The organism is Saccharothrix coeruleofusca (assembly GCF_017876325.1).
Lineage (GTDB): Bacteria > Actinomycetota > Actinomycetes > Mycobacteriales > Pseudonocardiaceae > Actinosynnema > Actinosynnema coeruleofuscum.
Genome location: NZ_JAGINV010000001.1, coordinates 5,308,152 through 5,326,594, shown reverse-complemented (window position 1 = coordinate 5,326,594; position 18,443 = coordinate 5,308,152). Strand labels below are relative to the sequence as shown.

At 71.7% G+C, this 18,443-nt stretch carries 13 protein-coding genes, 2 tRNA genes and 1 riboswitch; of the genes, 14 read left to right on the top strand and 1 reads right to left on the bottom strand.

The annotated features are described in order from the left end of the window. Positions 1 to 100 precede the first annotated feature (100 nt). The 10 genes from JOF41_RS23955 (at position 101) to JOF41_RS23910 (ending at position 13,848) form a co-directional block, all read left to right on the top strand. Positions 101 to 637 carry a winged helix-turn-helix domain-containing protein gene (locus JOF41_RS23955; protein ID WP_189223275.1) on the top strand — a complete coding sequence of 179 codons (537 nt, stop codon included), beginning with the start codon at positions 101 to 103 and terminating at the stop codon, positions 635 to 637. Beyond that, positions 634 to 1,155: a transposase gene (locus JOF41_RS23950; protein WP_209615493.1), complete on the top strand. Its 522-nt coding sequence runs from the start codon at positions 634 to 636 to the stop codon at positions 1,153 to 1,155. Before JOF41_RS23955 ends, JOF41_RS23950 begins: the two co-directional genes overlap by 4 nt. A gap of 349 nt (positions 1,156 to 1,504) precedes the next feature. After that, complete coding sequence (gene serA / locus JOF41_RS23945) at positions 1,505 to 3,103, top strand: phosphoglycerate dehydrogenase (RefSeq protein ID WP_189222784.1); 1,599 nt, start codon at positions 1,505 to 1,507, stop codon at positions 3,101 to 3,103. A gap of 325 nt (positions 3,104 to 3,428) precedes the next feature. After that, a complete protein-coding gene (locus JOF41_RS23940) occupies positions 3,429 to 6,692 on the top strand; it encodes a S8 family peptidase (protein ID WP_209624407.1) in 3,264 nt (1,087 codons plus the stop codon). Positions 6,693 to 6,919: 227 nt separating this feature from the next. Further along, positions 6,920 to 7,960 (top strand): 3-isopropylmalate dehydrogenase, encoded by a 1,041-nt coding sequence (locus tag JOF41_RS23935; protein WP_189222785.1) that lies wholly within the window; start codon positions 6,920 to 6,922, stop codon positions 7,958 to 7,960. A gap of 315 nt (positions 7,961 to 8,275) precedes the next feature. Next, a riboswitch (cobalamin riboswitch) is annotated at positions 8,276 to 8,392 on the top strand. A gap of 82 nt (positions 8,393 to 8,474) precedes the next feature. Beyond that, positions 8,475 to 9,509 (top strand): FecCD family ABC transporter permease, encoded by a 1,035-nt coding sequence (locus tag JOF41_RS23930; protein ID WP_209622102.1) that lies wholly within the window; start codon positions 8,475 to 8,477, stop codon positions 9,507 to 9,509. Beyond that, the gene (locus JOF41_RS23925; protein WP_189222786.1) at positions 9,509 to 10,258 is read left to right on the top strand and encodes an ABC transporter ATP-binding protein; all 750 of its coding nucleotides are present in this window, start codon (positions 9,509 to 9,511) and stop codon (positions 10,256 to 10,258) included. The genes JOF41_RS23930 and JOF41_RS23925 overlap by 1 nt, the downstream gene beginning before the upstream one ends. Next, complete coding sequence (locus JOF41_RS23920) at positions 10,255 to 11,229, top strand: ABC transporter substrate-binding protein (protein WP_189222787.1); 975 nt, start codon at positions 10,255 to 10,257, stop codon at positions 11,227 to 11,229. Before JOF41_RS23925 ends, JOF41_RS23920 begins: the two co-directional genes overlap by 4 nt. Positions 11,230 to 11,445: 216 nt before the next feature. After that, positions 11,446 to 13,047 carry a citramalate synthase gene (gene cimA, locus JOF41_RS23915; RefSeq protein WP_189222788.1) on the top strand — a complete coding sequence of 534 codons (1,602 nt, stop codon included), beginning with the start codon at positions 11,446 to 11,448 and terminating at the stop codon, positions 13,045 to 13,047. A gap of 30 nt (positions 13,048 to 13,077) precedes the next feature. Next, positions 13,078 to 13,848, top strand: coding sequence for a fumarylacetoacetate hydrolase family protein (locus JOF41_RS23910; protein ID WP_189222789.1), 771 nt, complete (start codon positions 13,078 to 13,080; stop codon positions 13,846 to 13,848). A gap of 62 nt (positions 13,849 to 13,910) precedes the next feature. On the opposite strand, the gene JOF41_RS23905 is transcribed toward JOF41_RS23910, so the two are convergent. Beyond that, positions 13,911 to 15,161, bottom strand: coding sequence for an FAD-dependent oxidoreductase (locus tag JOF41_RS23905; protein ID WP_189222790.1), 1,251 nt, complete (start codon positions 15,159 to 15,161; stop codon positions 13,911 to 13,913). A gap of 88 nt (positions 15,162 to 15,249) precedes the next feature. Here JOF41_RS23905 and gltX point away from each other — a divergent pair, with 88 nt between their 5' ends. From gltX to JOF41_RS23885, 4 genes are all read left to right on the top strand, one after another. Then, entirely contained in the window at positions 15,250 to 16,740 is a 1,491-nt protein-coding gene (gene gltX / locus JOF41_RS23900; protein WP_189222791.1) for a glutamate--tRNA ligase, read from the top strand. A gap of 105 nt (positions 16,741 to 16,845) precedes the next feature. Next, complete coding sequence (locus JOF41_RS23895) at positions 16,846 to 17,583, top strand: HAD family hydrolase (protein ID WP_229795347.1); 738 nt, start codon at positions 16,846 to 16,848, stop codon at positions 17,581 to 17,583. 102 nt (positions 17,584 to 17,685) lie between these two features. Further along, positions 17,686 to 17,757 (top strand) — tRNA-Gln (locus JOF41_RS23890). A gap of 83 nt (positions 17,758 to 17,840) precedes the next feature. Next, a tRNA-Glu gene (locus tag JOF41_RS23885) sits at positions 17,841 to 17,913 on the top strand. The last annotated feature ends 530 nt before the right edge of the window (positions 17,914 to 18,443 follow it).

Here is an 18,443-nt window from a genome sequence, read left to right as displayed (position 1 = left end):
CCTGTCCCACCGCGCGTGCAAGTACTACTGAGGTTTGTTTTTGGGGTTGATGTGGCTGGTTGCGGTCGCGGAATGGCCGTCGGTGTGTTAAGCCGGGACGATGAGGCTGGGTGGTGGTCTGACCGGCCCGGAGCGTCAGGAGCGTGAACAGGTCCGGCTCAGGGCGGCGGACCTGTTCGACCAGGGGATGTCCCAGGCCGATATCGCCCGCCTGCTGGGCGTGAGCCCGCAGGCGGTGTCGCAGTGGCGCAAACACTTCACCGAACACGGTGTCGACGGGCTGCTCTCGGCAGGCCCGTCGGGTGCGCGGTGCTACCTCGACGACGAGCAGATCCGCACGGTGCTGCGGGAACTGGACAAGGGCCCGGCCGCGCACGGCTGGGCCGACCAGCGCTGGACCCTGGCCCGCATCGGCCGGGTGATCACCGAGACCACCGGCGTGGTCTATGCCGCCCCCGACGGCATCTGGCGCCTGCTGCGCCGCATCGGCTGGTCCTGGCAGATGCCCCGCACCCGCGCCCTGGAACGCAACGAGGAGGTGATCACCGCCTGGCGCACCGAGGTGTGGCCGCGGGTAAAACATCCGCGGGCCAGACAGCGTGGATCTGCTTCCAGGACGAAGCGGGCGCCTCGATGACCCCACCCACCCGACGCACCTGGTCCCCGGTGGGCCGCACCCCCGAACTGCGCATCGCCGGACGACATCGCAACGGCATCAGCCTGGCCGGCATCTGCTGCTACCACCCCGACCGGGCACCGGTACTGCTCTACGCCACCCGCGAGCACAGCTTCACCAACACCACCTTCCCCGCCCTGCTCACCCGACTGCACCGCCGCCTCAACGCCCCCATCGTGCTGATCTGGGACAACCTCTCGGCACACCTGTCGGGCAAGACCCTGCAATACACCAAGGACAACACCGCCTGGCTGACCGTGGTCCAACTGCCCGCCTACGCCCCCGACCTCAACCCCACCGAAGGCGTCTGGGCACACCTGAAAAACACCAGCCTGGCCAACCTGGCCGCCCGCAGTCTCCCCGAACTCACCCACGCCGCCCGCCGCGGACTACGCCACATCCAACGCCACCCCGCCCTGCTCGCCGGCTTCCTCACCCACACCGGCCTCACCCTCGACCCCACCCCATCAACCCCATAATCAAACCCCGGTACCCGACCCGTCGTAATGGGCCGCTGACTACTACCCGGCTCACGTTCCACCGGCACGGGTAGTAGTTATGCGCTCGACCGGACCCCACGGGTAGTACTTGCGGACGCGGGGATTGGGCGGTGGGGAAATCTGAATTTCGTTCGGTGACGAACCGGACAGCGGGGCCAATATAGCCGCGATGTGGAAATGCGCAGGTGAACTGCCCCACCCGGCCACGGACGCCGACCCCGGCCAGCTATCCTGTTAACAACCCGGACACATTGCCGTGGCCGGCTGGCGCGGGTGTCCCCGCTGGCCCGCGCTCCCACCCACCAGCACACCACCGGGAGCCACGTCCGTGACCAACACGAGCCGACCCGTCGTCCTGATCGCCGAGAAGCTGGCGCCCTCCGTCCTCGACGTCTTCGGCGACGACATCGAGGTGCGCCACGTCGACGGCACCGACCGCCCCGCGCTGCTGGCCGCCGTCGCCGACGCCGACGCGCTGCTCGTCCGGTCCGCCACCAAGGTCGACGCCGAGGTCTTCGCGGCCACCACCAAGCTGAAGGTGGTCGCCCGCGCGGGCGTCGGCCTGGACAACGTCGAGGTCCCGGCGGCCACCGCGCGCGGCGTCATGGTGGTCAACGCGCCGACCAGCAACATCGTCTCCGCCGCCGAGCACGCCGTGGCGCTGCTGCTGTCGGTGGCCAGGCAGATCCCGGCCGCGCACGCCAGCCTGGTCGGCGGCGCGTGGAAGCGCAGCTCCTTCAACGGCGTCGAGCTCAACGGCAAGACCGTGGGCGTGGTGGGCCTGGGCAAGATCGGCCAGCTGTTCGCGGCCCGGCTCGCCGCGTTCGGCACCCAGCTGATCGCCTACGACCCGTACGTGGCCCCGGCCCGCGCCGCCCAGCTGGGCATCGAGCTGGTCAGCCTGGAGGAGCTGCTGGAGCGCGCCGACGCGATCTCCATCCACCTGCCCAAGACCCCCGAGACCAAGGGCCTGATCGGCGCCGAGCAGCTGGCCAAGACCAAGCGCGGGGTCATCATCGTCAACGCCGCCCGCGGCGGCCTGGTGGACGAGGACGCGCTGGCCCAGGCCATCAAGGACGGCCAGGTCGGCGGCGCGGGCATCGACGTGTTCGCCACCGAGCCGACCACGGCCAGCCCGCTGTTCGGCCTGCCCAACGTGGTGGTCACCCCGCACCTGGGCGCGTCCACCAGCGAGGCGCAGGACCGCGCGGGCACCGACGTGGCCAAGTCGGTGCTGCTGGCGCTGGCGGGCGACTTCGTGCCGGACGCGGTGAACGTGCAGGGCGGCGGCGTGGTCGGCGAGGAGGTCCGGCCCTACCTGCCGCTGGTGCAGAAGCTGGGCACGGTGGTGGCGGCGCTCAGCGCCAAGGCCCCGACCTCGGTCACCGTCGAGGTGCGCGGCGAGCTGTCCAACGAGGACGTCGAGGTGCTGCCGCTGGCCGCGCTGCGCGGGGTGTTCTCCAGCGTGGTGGAGGAGCAGGTCACCTTCGTCAACGCGCCGAGCCTGGCCGCCTCGCTGGGCGTGACCGTCGAGCTGGTCAAGGAGCCGGAGAGCGCCAACCACCGCAGCCTGGTGACGGTGCGCGCGGTGCAGGCCGACGGCGCGGTGCTGTCGGTGTCGGGCACGCTGACCGGCCTGGACCAGGTGCAGAAGCTGGTGGGCGTCAACGGCCGCAGCTTCGACCTGCGCGCCGAGGGCAACGTGCTGCTGCTGGAGTACCCGGACCGCCCCGGCGTGATGGGCACCGTCGGCACCCTGCTCGGCGAGGCGGGCGTCAACGTCGAGGCCGCGCAGATCAGCCAGACCAAGGACGGCGCGGACGCCTTCATGCTGCTGCGCGTGGACCGCCCGGTGGACACCGCGGTGCTCAACCCGATCGGTGCGGCGGTGGGCGCGCGCACCGTCCGCTCGGTCAACTTCGACTGAGCCGGATTCCCCGAACGGGTTAACGCCGTCGGGACCGTTGCGGTGAATATCGCCGCAGGTCCCGACGGCGTTCCAGTTCACGGTCAGGTGTTAAATCTGTGGGCGTCATCACCCTGTCGGACTAATCGCTCGAAACGGTGAACGGATTAGGTTGCCTCCCACGAGGTCGACCCGGCGCCGTAGAGGGCACGGCGCCACGCGGGCAGCTCCCCACTCGGTTCCCACTCCCGGTCCGCCGCCGCAGGGTCGTACCCGACCTCGGTTGGGGCATGTTGTGAGCAGATCCCGTGTGGTCGCCAGATCAGCCGCACCGGTGTTGGCCGCGATGCTCGTCGTGAGCGCGGTTCCCGGCACGGCGCTGGCGGACGAGGACCCACTGGCGCAGTCCGTGGCCGCCGCGCGCGGCATGGACGCCGCCGCGCTGCGGACCAAGATCGCGCCGCGGCTGTCCACCGCCCAGGGCAGGGTGACCGCGTTCGTCGAGCTGGCGGCCAAGCCCGCCGTCGACGCCTACGCGGAGAAGACCGGCCAGGGCGCGAGCAGGCAGCAGGCGAAGGACGCGGCCAAGGCCACCAAGAACGAGACCGCGAAGGTCGTCGACCGGGTGGTCGGCGAGCTGCGCGGCAAGGACGCGAGCACCAAGGAGGTCTACCGGACCGCCAACGGCGTGCCCGGCGTGGTGGTCACCGCCGACGCGGCACGGGTCCGCGAGCTGGCCGCCCGCCCGGACGTGAAGTCCGTGCGCACCGTGGTGCCCAAGAAGAGCACCAACTCCAGCGCCGTGCAGCTGACCAACACCCTCAAGGCGTGGCAGCAGTACGGCAGGCTCGGCGAGGACGTCCGGGTCGGCGTCATCGACACCGGCATCGACTACACCCACGCCGACTTCGGCGGCCCCGGCACCCCCGAGGCGTTCAAGGCCATCGACGAGACCAAGGTCGACCCGTCGTACTTCCCGACCGCCAAGGTCGTCGGCGGCTACGACTTCGTCGGCAACGCCTACGACGCCGACAGCGAAGACCCGGCCGTCAACACCCCCAAGCCCGACCCGAACCCGTTGGACTGCAACAGCCACGGCTCGCACGTCGCGGGCACCGCGGCCGGTTTCGGCGTCAACGCCGACGGGTCCACCTTCACCGGTGACTACACCCGACTCACCCCCGAAGCGCTCAACGCCATGCGCATCGGCCCCGGCACCGCGCCCAAGGCCCTGCTGTACGCGCTGAAGGTGTTCGGCTGCGAGGGCTCCACCAGCGTCACCTCGCAGGCGCTGGACTGGTCGCTGGACCCCGACGGCGACGGCGACTTCTCCGACCACCTCGACGTGGTGAACCTGTCGCTGGGCTCGGACTACGGCGCCCCGGACGACCCGGACAGCCTGTTCGTCCGCAAGCTCAACGCCTCCGGCGTGCTGACCGTGTTCGCCGCGGGCAACGGCGGCGACCTCTACGACATCGGCGGCTCGCCGGGCAGCACCCCCGAGGCGCTGACCGTGGCCAGCACCCGCGACGCCTACGTGCTGCGCGACGCGGTCGAGGTGACCGCGCCCCCCGGCGCGGCGGGCGGGAAACCCGGCCAGTACAGCCAGAACTTCGACTACCAGGGCTTCAGCGCGACCGCGCCGGTGGTGGCGCTGACCGATCCGTCCAACGCGGACGGCTGCCAGCCGTTCTCGGCCGCCGACCAGGCCGCGGTGGCGGGCAAGTTCGTGTGGCTGGAGTGGGACGACAACGACGCCAGCCGCCGCTGCGGCTCCGGCGCCCGCGCCAACAACGCCACCGCCGCGGGCGCGTCGGGCGCGCTGTTCACCTCGTCGCTGGAGCACTTCAACGCGGGCATCGCGGGCAACGCCGCCATCCCGGTGTTCCAGCTCACCAGCTCGGCCACCGCGGCGCTGCGCCCGGCGCTGACCGCGGGCACCCTGGTGGTGCGCCAGGCGGGCGAGCTGCGCACCTCGCTGCCGACCTACGACCAGTCCATCACCGACACCCCCAGCACGTTCACCTCGCGCGGGGTGCGCGGCCCGGCCGTGAAGCCGGACGTGGCCGCCCCCGGCGACAGCATCGCCTCGGCGCTGGTGGGCTCCGGCAACGGCGTGATGGCCGCCAGCGGCACCTCGATGGCCGCGCCGCACACCACCGGCATCGCCGCGCTGGTGCGCCAGGCCCACCCGGACTGGACGCCGGAAGAGGTCAAGGCGGCCGTGATGAACTCGGCGAACGCCGACGTCAAGGAGGACGGCAGGACCTACGCGCCCAACCGCGTCGGCTCCGGCCGCGTCGACGGCAAGGCCGCCCTGGACAACCAGGTCCTGGCCTACGTGCAGGACGACCCCGGCGCGGTCAGCGCGTCCTTCGGCGTGGTCGAGGTCTCCGGCAAGGTCGCGCTGTCCAAGACGATCAAGGTGGTCAACAAGAGCACCAAGTGGGTCGACTACGCCGTCGGCTACGAGGCGCTGACCACCATCCCCGGCGTGCGCTACGAGCTGTCGGCCAACACCGTGCGGCTCAGCCCGCGCGGCGTGGCCAAGGTCAAGGTGACGCTGAAGATCGACAACCCGAGCGAGCTGCGCAAGACCGTCGACCCGACCGTGCAGCCGCTGCACCTGGACACGCCGCGCCAGTTCCTGGCCGACGCCTCCGGTCGCGTGGTGCTCACGCCCAAGAGCGGCTCCTCGGTCCCGCTGCGGGTGCCGGTGCACTCCGCGCCCAAGCCGGTGTCGGACATCAACGTGCCCGCCGACGTCAAGTTCACCCGCGGCGCCGACCAGGCCGTGCTGAACCTGACCGGCCGCGGCGTCGACCAGGGCGCGTACCGCTCGCTGGTGAGCGTGCTGGAGCTGCAGGCCACCTCGCCGAAGCTGCCCGAGTGCCGCCGCCAGGTGACCTCGGGCTGCACGCTCAACGACACCGCCAAGGGCGGCGACCTGCGCTACGTCGGCGCCGCGTCGACCGCGCCGCTGGCCAGGGCGCAGGGCAAGCCGCACGAGTCGCTGCTCGCGTTCGGCCTGGCGACCTGGGGCAACTGGTACAACCTCGGCAACAACACCATCCCGTTCGTCGACATCGACACCACCGGTGACGGGGTGCCGGACTTCGAGACCTACGCGACCAAGCTGGCCGACACCGACCTGCTGGTCGCCGTCACGCAGAACCTGGCCACCGAGCAGACCGTCGACATCCAGCCGGTCAACGGCCAGTTCGGCGACGTGGACACCAACGTCTTCGACACCAACGTGGTGGTGCTGCCGGTGCTGCTGACCGCGCTGGGCCTGGACCCGGAGGCCGACACCGCCAAGCTGTCCTACCAGGTCGGCACGACGGGCTTCTACATCGCGCCGGGCAACAGCGCCGCCGTGGTCGACAACACCGGCACGCTGTCCTACGACCCGCTCAAGCCGGGCCTGTGGGCGCAGGGCGGCGGCGACGCCGCGCTGTCCTACCTGGCGCGGCCGGGCACGGCCCTGGTGGTCAACCGGACGCCGGGCACGAGCGCGGACAGCCTGCTCGTGCTCAACCACCACAACGCCACCGGCGACAAGGCCGACGTGGTCAAGGTGAGGGGCGCGGGCGGCCGTTCGGCGGGCTGATCCGATGCGCCGCTCTGGCCGGCCGGGGTTGCTCCCGGCCGGCCAGAGCTGTTTAGTCGCTTCGGGTGACGGCCGAACGGGGGTTCTGGACCGTTCGGGTGTCCCGCAGTCCGGGAGATATCCCCACTCGGGCGTGTTCCGGGTGCGGCGGAGCACCACCGGGCCGGTAGCCTTTCGCAATGGAAACTAGTCCCGAGAAATGGGACTGATACCTGGGAGGTGTGTTAATGCGGCTCGCAGTGATCCCAGGAGACGGGATCGGGCCCGAGGTCGTCGCCGAGGCGCTGAAGGTGCTGGGGGAGGTCGTCCCGGCGGCCGAGATCACCCGCTACGACCTCGGTGCGGCGCGCTGGCACGCCACAGGTGAGCTGTTGCCGGAGTCCGTGCTGGGCGAACTGCGCCAGCACGACGCGATCCTGCTCGGTGCCGTGGGCGACCCGTCGGTGCCCAGCGGCATCCTGGAGCGGGGTCTGCTGCTCCGGCTCCGGTTCGAGCTCGACCACCACGTGAACCTGCGGCCCGCGCGGCTGTACCCCGGCGTCCGCAGCCCCATCGCGGACCCGCCGGAGATCGACATGGTGGTGGTGCGCGAGGGCACCGAGGGGCTGTACGCGGGCAACGGCGGCCTGCTGCGCAAGGACACCCCGCACGAGATCGCCACCGAGGTGTCCATCAACACCTCGTTCGGCGTGGAGCGGGTCGTCCGGGACGCGTTCGCGCGGGCGGCCAACCGGCCGCGCAAGCACCTGACGCTGGTGCACAAGACCAACGTGCTCACCCACGCGGGCTCGCTGTGGTCGCGCGTGGTCGAGGAGGTCTCGCTCCAGCACCCGGACGTGACCGTGGCCTACCAGCACGTCGACGCGGCCACCATCCACCTGGTGACCGACCCCGGCCGGTACGACGTGATCGTCACCGACAACCTGTTCGGCGACATCCTGACCGACCTGGCGGCGGCGGTGACCGGCGGCATCGGCCTGGCGGCCAGCGGCAACCTCGACGTGACCCGGCGCAACCCGAGCATGTTCGAGCCCGTGCACGGCAGCGCGCCGGACATCGCGGGCCAGGGCGTGGCCGACCCGACCGCGGCGGTGCTGTCGGTGGCGCTGATGCTGGACCACCTCGGCGAGAGCGAGGCGGCCCGGCGGATCGAGGCGTCGGTGGCGTTCGACCTGGCCACCCGCGACCACAACTCGCCCGGCGCGACCTACGCGGTGGGCGACCGCCTGGCGGCCCTGGTGTCGTCCAACGCCCGCGCGGGCGCCTGACCCCGACGGAGCCGAGCGCCCTCCGGGGCGCTCGGCTCCCCCTTTTTCCGCGAGTCGAACGCTCAGGACCCCTGAGTTCGTCGTTCGTGCTGGGTTGTCCAGCAAAGCGCGCTCGCCGCGCGGCAGGCCGCCAAGGACGGCGGGTCGCGCCGTCCCGCTGCACGCGCTCCGCGCGCGCCCCTGGTGCGTGGGCAAGTACTACCCGAGGGGCGCGCGGGGGCCGGTAACTACTACCTGACGTGCGCAAAGTGCGGCTTGGGATGCGCGAACGTTGAGTTCGGGGTGCCTGAGCGTTCGACTCGCGGCGTGGGGACGTAGGGTCTGGGTGCCGCCCCGTGGGGGAAGTCCGGTCGAAGTCCGGCGCTGACCCGCAACGGTAGGCCCAGCGACGGCTGGGCGAGCCCGATCACCCGCGGGCGGTGCACGAGACTCCACTCCCGCCGTGGTCTGCGGGACGGAACGGCGCCGCTCCCGCGCGTCCACCGGCCGTGGCCACCCGCCCGAAAGGCGACCGGTGACCCGCGCCGCACCCGGCACCGCCCGGACCTGCCTGATCCTCACCGCCCTGCTGGCGCTCTCCCTGGTCTGCGGGGTCGCCCTGGGCCCGGTGCGGATTCCCCTGCCCGACGTGCTGGCCCTGCTGCGGGCCGCCGTCGTCGGCGACACCATCGACGTCTCCCAGGCGGGCGCCTACCGGATCGTCTGGGACATCCGCCTGCCCAGGGTGCTGCTGGCCGCGGTGGTCGGCGCCGGGCTGTCCACGGTGGGCGTGGCGGTGCAGGCGCTGGTGCGCAACCCCCTGGCGGACCCGTACGTCCTGGGCATCTCCTCGGGGGCGAGCGTGGGCGCGACGGCCGTGGCCGCGTTCGGCCTGTTCGCCTCACTGGGGATCTACGCCCTGTCCACCGCGGCGTTCCTGTCCGCCCTGGCCGCCATGGCGCTGGTGTACCTGGTGGCCAGGAGCCTCACGCCGCTGCGCCTGGTCCTGACCGGGACGGCGATGGCGTACGGGTTCTCCGCCATCGCCATGCTGCTGGTGTTCCAGGCGCCCAGGGGCGAGGCGGCCCGCTCCGCGATGTTCTGGCTGCTGGGCAGCCTCGGCGGGGTCACCTGGGCGGCGCTTCCGGTGGCCGCGGTCACCACGGCGGCCGGGATCGCGTTCCTGCTGGGCAAGGCCAGGGTGCTCAACGCGCTGGCGATGGGGGACGAGGCGGCGACCACGCTCGGGGTGGACGTGACCCGGCTGCGCCGCGGCCTGTTCGTGGTCACCGCGGCGATGACCGGTGTGCTGGTGGCGGTCAGCGGCGCGGTCGGCTTCGTGGGGCTGGTGCTGCCGCACGTGGTGCGGCTGCTGGTGGGCGCGGACCACCGCCGGGTGCTGGTGGTGGCTCCGCTGGCGGGGGCCTGCTTCCTGGTGTGGGTGGACGTCGCCGCGCGCCTGCTGGCGGCGCCGGAGGAGTTGCCGCTGGGGGTCATCACCGCCGCGCTGGGCGTGCCGTGCTTCGTGCTGCTGATGCGCCGTCGCGGCTACGTCTTCGGGGGACGCTGATGGACGTCGAGATCCAGGACCTGGACTACGCGCCGATCCTGCACGGCGTCACGCTGGCCGCGCGCAGCGGCGAGGTGCACGGCATCGTCGGGCCCAACGGCAGCGGCAAGTCCACCGCGCTGCGCTGCGTCTACCGGGCGCTCAAGCCCAGCGCCGGCCGGGTGCTGCTGGACGGCGAGGAGCGCGGGGACATCGCGCGGCACCTGGCCGCGCTGATCCAGGACAGCAGCCTGGAGTTCGACTTCACGGCGGCCGAGGTGGTCGCCACCGGCAGGTTGCCGCACCAGCGCGGCTTCGCCAGGGAGTCGGCGCACGACCGGCGGGTCGTCGAGACGGCGCTGTCCGATGTGGACGCCGCGCATCTGGCGGACCGGGGGTTCCTGACGCTGTCCGGCGGTGAGCGGCAGCGGGTGCTGATCGCGCGGGCGCTGGCGCAGCAGCCGCGGGTGCTGGTGCTCGACGAGCCGACCAACCACCTCGACATCCACCACCAGCTCGCCGTGCTGCGCCTGGTGCGCGGGCTGGGCGTGACCGTGCTGGCCGTGCTGCACGACCTCAACCTCGCCGCCGCGCACTGCGACCGGGTGCACGTGCTGGCGCGGGGGCGGGTGGTGGCCAGCGGGACGCCCGCCGACGTGCTCACCCCCGATCTCGTCGCCGACGTCTTCGGGGTGCGCGCCCACGTCGTGCGGCACCCGGTCAGCGGTGCGCCGCAACTGCTGTTCGACCTCCAGGAGGAAACCCCGTGAGAAGGTTCGCCGCGCTCGGCCTCGTCCTGCTCACCACGGCTTGCGGCGCGACCGTCGCGCAGGAGCAGGGTGGCGTCACCACCACGGTCACCAACTGCGGCCAGGAGGTGTCCTACCGCACGCCGACGAGGGTGGTCACCAACGACACCGGCATCACCGAGCTGATGTTCGCGCTGGGGCTGGCCGACCGCGTGGTGGGGTACGTGGTCGGTCCCGGCCAGCACCGCGACGTGGAGACCTCGCCGTGGAAGGCGGACTTCGACCGGGTGCCCAAGCTGGCCGAGCGGATCAGCAAGGAGGTCGTCCAGGGGGCGGGCGCGGACCTGGTGTTCGCCGGGTGGAACTACGGCTTCTCGGAGAGCACCGGCCTGACCCCGGACTCGTTGCGGGACTTGGGCGTGGCCACCTACCAGCTCACCGAGGCGTGCCGCAACGGCGTGGGCAAGCAGCGCGGCATCATGCCGCCGCTGGAGGCCCTCTACACCGACTTGCGCAACCTCGGCCGGATCTTCGGCGTGAGCGACCGGGCCGAGCGGCTGGTGGCCGAGTACCAGGCGCAGGTCGCCCGCGCCGCCGAGCTGATGGCGGGCAGGCCGCGCCCCAGGGTGTTCCTCTACGACAGCGGGCTGGACCAGCCGTTCACCTCGGGCCGCAACGCCGCGCCGCAGGACATCATCGGCCACGCGGGCGGGGACAACATCTTCGGCGACCTCGACGACAGCTGGACCACCGTCGGGTGGGAGGCCGTGGTGGCCCGCGACCCCGAGGTCGTCCTGATCAACGACTACGCCGACGGCGACGCCGACACGCCGCAGCAGAAGGAGGCGTTCCTGCGCTCCTACCCGCCGCTGGCCGGGGTCACCGCGGTGCGCGAGGGCCGGTTCTTCGCCCTGCCCTACGCGGCGCTGGTGGAGGGGCCGCGCAACCCCGCCGCGATCGAGGCGCTGGCCCGCTACCTCGCGGGCGCGTAACCAGAATGTGGGACAGCCCGCCCGTGGACTGGTACGGGCGGGCGGGGTGTGGCACTATCCCTGGCGTGGCCCACCACACCGCGATCATTATCGACGAGCGCGCCGGCTGAAGCTCCCCGAGCACCCGGCGCGCCGACCTCTCGCATCCCTGCGGGGGGTCTTTTTGTTTTTCCGCCACCCCCACCACCCCGCGACCCGAAAGCCCCAGGAGCCCCCGTGACCACCCTCGGCGATTCTTTCCACGTCTACGACACGACCTTGCGGGACGGCGCGCAGCGCGAGGGCATCTCCTACTCGGTCAACGACAAGCTGGTGGTGGCCCGCCTGCTGGACTCGCTGGGGGTGGGCTTCATCGAGGGCGGCTGGCCGGGCGCGCTGCCCAAGGACACCGAGTTCTTCGCCCGCGCCGCGGCGGGCGACCTGGAGCTCAAGCACGCGCAGCTGGTGGCGTTCGGCGCCACCCGCAAGGCGGGCGCGAAGGTCCATGAGGACCAGCAGGTGCGCGCGCTGCTGGACTCCCGCGCCCCAGTGGTCACGCTGGTGGCCAAGTCCGACCGCAGGCACATCGAGCGCGCCTTGCGCACCGACGTGGCCGAGAACTGCGCGATGGTCAAGGACACCGTGCGGTTCCTGGTGGGCGAGGGCAGGCGGGTCTTCCTCGACGCCGAGCACTTCTTCGACGGCTACGCCTTCGACCCGGACACCGCGCTGCGCGTGCTGGAGTCCGCTGTGGAAGGTGGCGCGGACGTGGTGGTGCTGTGCGACACCAACGGCGGCCAGCTCCCGCTGGGGCTGTCGCGGACGGTCGCCGACGTGGTGGCCCGCACCGGCTTCCGGGTCGGCATCCACTGCCAGGACGACACCTCCTGCGCGGTGGCCAACACCATCGCGGCGGTGCAAGCGGGTGCGACCCACGTCCAGTGCACCGCCAACGGGTACGGCGAGCGGGCGGGCAACGCGGACCTGTTCGCCGTCGTGGGGAATCTGGTGACCAAGCTCGGGATGCCGGTGCTGCCCGCCGAGTCGCTGCCCGAGCTGACCAGGGTGTCCCACGCCCTGGCCGAGATCGCGAACATCGCGCCCGACACCCACCAGGCCTACGTCGGGTCGTCGGCCTTCGCCCACAAGGCGGGGCTGCACGCGAGCGCGATCAAGGTCGACCCGGAGCTGTACAACCACATCGACCCGGAGGCCGTCGGCAACGGGATGCGGGTGCTGGTCACCGAGATGGCCGGGCGGGCCAGCCTGGAGCTCAAGGGCCGCGAGTTCGGCATCGACCTGGCCCGCAAGCCGGAGGCGCTGAGCAGCGCGGTGCGCAAGGTCAAGGAGCTGGAGGCGGGCGGTTGGTCGTTCGAGGCCGCCGACGCCTCGCTGGAGCTGCTGCTGCGCGGGGAGCTGTCCGAACTGGACTCGCCGCCGTTCGCCCTGGAGTCCTACCGGGTGGTGCTGGACCACCGCTCGGACGGCCTGATCGTGTCCGAGGCCACGGTCAAGGTGCACGTGGCGGGGGAGCGGGTCATCGCCACCGCCGAGGGCAACGGCCCGGTGCACGCGCTGGACGCGGCGCTGCGCAAGGCGCTGCTGCCGCACCTGTCCTGGCTGGACCGGGTGGAGCTGAACGACTACAAGGTGCGCATCCTCACCGATCAGCACGGCACCGACGCGGTCACCCGCGTGCTGGTGGAGTCCACCGACGGCGAGCGGGAGTGGACCACGGTGGGGGTGCACGGCAACATCGTCGAGGCGAGCTGGCTGGCGCTGTGCGACGCGCTGGCGCACAAGGCGATGCGGGCCGCCGCCGACCTGGTGGGCTCGTGAGCGCGCGGGCCTGCGGTTAGGGTGAAGTCCGTGCGCATTGCCCGAATCGCCCAACCAGATGGCCTGGCCTTCGCCGCGATCGAAGGCGAGGGCGACGACCTGGTCGCCGCCGAGATCGCCGACGAGCCCTTCGGCAAGCCGACGTTCACCGGCCGCCGCTGGCCGCTGGCCGACGTGCGGCTGCTGGCCCCGTTCCTGCCGCCGAAGATCGTCTGCGTCGGCCGCAACTACGCCGAGCACGCGGCGGAGCTCGGCAACGAGGTGCCCGAGAGCCCGCTGATCTTCCTCAAGCCCAACACCGCGGTGATCGGGCCGAACGCGGAGATCAAGCTGCCCGCGGTGTCCGAGCGGGTGGACTTCGAGGGCGAGCTGGCCGTGGTGGTCGGCGTGGGAGGGCGGGACATCCCCGCCTCGCGCGCCGCGCAGTCCGTGCTGGGCTACACCATCGCCAACGACGTGACCGCTCGCGACCTGCAGAAGTCCGACGGCCAGTGGACCCGCGCCAAGGGCTTCGACACCTTCTGCCCGCTGGGGCCGTGGGTGGAGACCGAGTTCGACCCGTCCGACGCGCGCATCCGCACCGAGCTGGACGGCGAGGTCAAGCAGGACGCGCGGACCTCCATGCTGGTGCACGACATCCCCGCGCTGATCGAGTACATCTCCTCGGTGATGACGCTGCGCCCGCTGGACGTGATCCTCACCGGCACCCCGGCGGGCGTGGGCCCGATGAAGGCGGGCCAGACGGTGTCGGTCACCGTCGAGGGCCTGGGCACCCTCACCAACCAGGTCGCCAACCGCTGAAACCGCGTCCGCGAGCACCACCCGGCCCCCCGTCGGGTGGTGCTCGCGGACGGCGTGCGGGCTCAGGTGCGCGGCACCCTGGCGGGCTCGCGCCGGGCGAACGCCGGGGCGTGCTCGGGCCGCAGGCCGATCGCCACCAGGTAGGCGGGCACCACCTGCAGCGGCGGGAACCGCCGCATCAACCGCACCGGCCGGGGCGTGCGCCCTTGCGCGACGGTCGAACCGCCGTCCAGCGTGCGGCGCAGGAACGCGTTCTGCACCAACCGCTGGATGTTCTGCGTCACCACGGTGGCGAACCACCGCCGCCGCCGGACCTTGGCCAGCACCGCGGGCGTGATCCGGCCCAGCTTGGCGGGACCGGCGACGACCCGCGCCGCGGCCACCGCGTCCTGCACCGCCAGGTTGATGCCCACGCCGCCGATCGGCGACATGGCGTGCGCGGCGTCGCCGACGCACAGCAGGCCGTCGGCGTGCCAGCGACGCAGCCGGTCCAGCTTCACGTCCAGCAGCTTCACGTCGTCCAGCGACTCGATCACGCCGAGCCGGTCCGCCACCCACGGCACCAGCTTCGCGACCCGCTCGCGGAACGCCTCGACCCCCTCGGCGCGCAGCCGCCGGTCGGTGCCCTTGCGGATCAGGTAGGCGCACTGGAAGTAGTCGCCGCGCGGGATCATCGCCAGCCCGGACCCGCTGGAGAACCGGCCGAGGCCGCCCGTCGGGTCGTCGGGCCTGCGCGGCACGCGGAACCACCACACGTCCATCGGCGCGCCGAACGAGTGGACCGCCAGCCCGGCGGCCTCGCGCACCGCGGAGCGCCTGCCGTCCGCGGCGACCACGAGGTCGGCGGCCAGCTCGCGGACCTCGCCGTCGGACGTGCGGTAGCGCAGCCCGGTCACCCTGCCGCCGCCGGTGCGCACCAGCCCGGTGAACTCGGCGTTCATCCGGAGCGTGAAGGTCGGCTCCTGCTTGGCCGCGTCGGCGAGCAGGTCCAGGAAGTCCCACTGCGGGACGATCGCGATGTGCTTGTGCGGTCCGGGCAGCCGCGACAGGTCGGCCATCGTGGTGACCCCGCTGTCCAGCATCACCTGGACCCGGTCGATCAGCTGGTGCGGCACGTCGGCGAACGACGGCCCGAGCCCCAGCTCGTCCAGCAGCGTCAGGGTCGACGCGTGCACCGTGTCGCCGCGGAAGTCCCGCAGGAAGTCCGCGTGCTTCTCCAGAACGGTGACCTCGACGCCTGCGCGGGCCAGCAACAGGCCCAGCACCATCCCGGCGGGACCGCCGCCGACGACGGCCACCGTGGTCCTCTCCATCGTCCTCACCCCGTTTTCAACACTAGTTGAATAAGCCTAGGATGCTCCTGCGGTGGCCTGGGGTCAAGGCGGATACGCTGACCGGGCCATGAGCACCGAATCCGCATCCCCAGAGGTCCGCGTCCGCTTCTGCCCGTCGCCGACCGGCACGCCCCACGTGGGGCTGATCCGCACCGCGCTGTTCAACTGGGCCTACGCCCGGCACACCGGCGGCAAGGTGGTCTTCCGCATCGAGGACACCGACGCCGCGCGGGACTCCGAGGAGTCCTACCTCGCGCTGCTGGAAGCCATGCGGTGGCTGGGCCTGGACTGGGACGAGGGCCCCGAGGTCGGCGGCCCGCACGCGCCGTACCGGCAGAGCCAGCGCCGCGACGTCTACGCCGACATCGCCAAGCGGCTGTTCGAGGCGGGCGAGCTGTACGAGTCGTTCTCCACGCCCGAGGAGGTCGAGGCGCGGCGCAAGGCCGCGGGCCAGGACCCGAAGCTGGGCTACGACGGCTACGACCGCGACCTGACCGAGGAGCAGAAGGCGGAGTTCCGCGCGCAGGGCCGCGAGCCCGTCCTGCGGCTGCGGATGCCCGACGAGGACCTGTCGTGGCACGACCTGGTCCGCGGCGAGATCACGTTCAAGGCGGGCAGCACGCCGGACCCGGTGCTGGTGCGCGCCAACGGCGACCCGCTCTACCCGTTCGTGAACCCGGTCGACGACGCGCTCATGGGAATCACGCACGTGCTGCGCGGAGAGGACTTGCTGCCGTCCACGCCGCGGCAGCTCGCGCTGTACTCGGCATTGCGGCGAATTGGCGTGACCGATTTCACGCCGCAGTTCGGGCACCTGCCCTACGTGATGGGCGAGGGGAACAAGAAGCTTTCCAAGCGCGACCCGCAGTCGAACCTGTTCCTCTACCGCGACCGCGGATTCGTGCCCGAGGGATTGCTGAACTACCTGGCGCTGCTCGGCTGGTCCATCGCCGACGACCGGGACATCTTCTCGGTCGAGGAACTGGTCGCCGCCTTCGAGCTGTCCAAGGTGAGCGTGAACCCGGCCCGCTTCGACCTGAAGAAGGCCGAGGCGATCAACGCCACGCACCTGCGCGCGCTGCCGGTGGAGACCTTCGTCGAGCGCGTGCTGCCGTACCTGGCCGCCGACGGCGTGCTGCCGCACGAGCCGAGCGAGGAGCAGCTGGCCGTGCTGCGCGGTGTCGCGCCGCTGGTGCAGGAGCGGCTGGTGGTGCTCTCGGAGGCCGCCGGGATGGTCCGCTTCCTGTTCACCGCGGAGGAGGACTTCGCGCCGGAGGAGGACGCGGCGGCCAAGGCGCTGGGCGCGGACGCGGCCCCCGTGCTGGACGCGGCGATCGAGGCGCTGGAGGGCCTCGGCGAGTGGACCGCGGCAGGCATCGAGGAGGCGCTGAAGGTGTCCCTTGTGGACGGCCTGGGCCTCAAACCGCGCAAGGCGTACGCCCCCGTGCGGGTTGCCGTGACGGGCCGTACCGTCTCGCCTCCGCTGTACGAGTCGATGGAGTTGCTGGGTCGGGATCGCTCGATCGGGCGATTGCGACGGGCGCTCGGGGCAATCTGACTGCCCCGTTCGGGGTGTTCCGGCGGTGCTTGACCGTGCAAGAACCGCGAGGAATCACCTCCTTGGTCGAGTCGCCCGAGGGGGGCTCGCACCTAGCCTCACGGGGTGACAACCGCAGCCCCGACTTTCACCCCTCGGAGAACCGGCGAGATCCGCGCGGTGTGCCTGGACGTGGACGACACGCTCGTCGACTACAGCACATCGTCGCGGGCCGCGCTGGCCGCGATGGTCGGCAACGCCGACGCGTGGCCGCTGTGGCAGCGCATCACCGATGAGCACTGCGCGCGCCTGCTCGCGGGCGAACTCGAGTACGAGACCATGCGCAACATCAGGACACGCGCCTTCTTCGCCGCGCTCGGGGAGGAGTTGGACCAGGCCGAGGCGACCCGCCGCGAGCTGCGGCGGCAGGAGGTGCTGGCGTCGGGCTGGCGCCTGTTCCCCGACGTCGTCCCGTGCCTGGAGTGGCTGCGCGCCACCGGCCTGCCGATGGCGGCTGTGAGCAACGCCTCGGGCAGGCACCAGCGTGTGAAGATCGCCACGCTCGGCCTGTCCCAGTACTTCGACACCGTCCTGATCGCGGGCGAAGTCGGCGCGGCCAAGCCCGACCGAGTGATCTTCGACACCGCGTGCGCCCACCTCGGCGTCCCCCTGAGCGAGACCGTCCACGTGGGAGACCGCCTCCACGCCGACGCGATCGGGGCCAGGGACGCGGGGATGCGGGGCGTCTGGCTCAACCGGCAGGGGCCGCGCGAAGGGGCGCTGCCCGCGGGCATCTCAGCCATCAGCAGCCTCTCTGAGCTGCCCGAACTCCTCGTCTGCGAGCTGTCGGCGGCCTCCGCCTGACCCCCGATTTCCGTTCCGCCGGGGGTGTGGTCTAGTATTTCTCTCGGCGGAACGGACAGCCCCTCTCCAGCCCGGCTGGAGGGGAGATGATCGGAAAGCCAATGGGGTATGGTGTAATTGGCAGCACGACTGATTCTGGTTCAGTTAGTCTAGGTTCGAGTCCTGGTACCCCAGCTGCAGCGGTAGAAAACAGAGTGTGGTAAGCTACCGCCGCAAGAGAAAATCGAATAGCTCAGCAAGACCGAGCGAAACCCTAGGGCCCCGTCGTCTAGCGGCCTAGGACGCCGCCCTCTCAAGGCGGTAGCGTGGGTTCGAATCCCATCGGGGCTACAGATCCGGGAGATCCCTGTGCGGTGTGACCGCACAGGGATCTTTCGCATTTTGCATTGGGGGTACGGCCCCCAAACCCCGTGCAGGCGGGCTCCGCCCCCTGCACCCCCTGGCGGGGCTCCGCCCCGTCTCCCGCCTCTCGCGAGTCGAACGCTCAGGACCCCTGAGTTCAACGCTCAGGACGGCCACGCCCGCCCCCGGCGTCACCCACCTATGGGCGTGTCGGGCGTGTCGCCCCCGCGAGTCGAACGCTCAGACACCCTGAACTCAACATTCGCGCACCCCAACCCGCACTGTCGCGCCCCTCGGGTAGTAGTTACCCGCCCTTGCGGCGGCCTCGGGTAGTACTTGCCGACGCAGCAGGGGGCGCGCGCGGAGCGCGCGCAGCGGGGCCCCGCGAGCGCCGTCCCCGTATGACCTGGGCTCGTCCCGACCGCACGTGTCAAGGGGCCCTGAACGCAGAAACCAACCCTGGACACGAACCGGGGCCCCTTGACGCGTGTGGTTCGCCTCCGGCAGGTCATACGGGG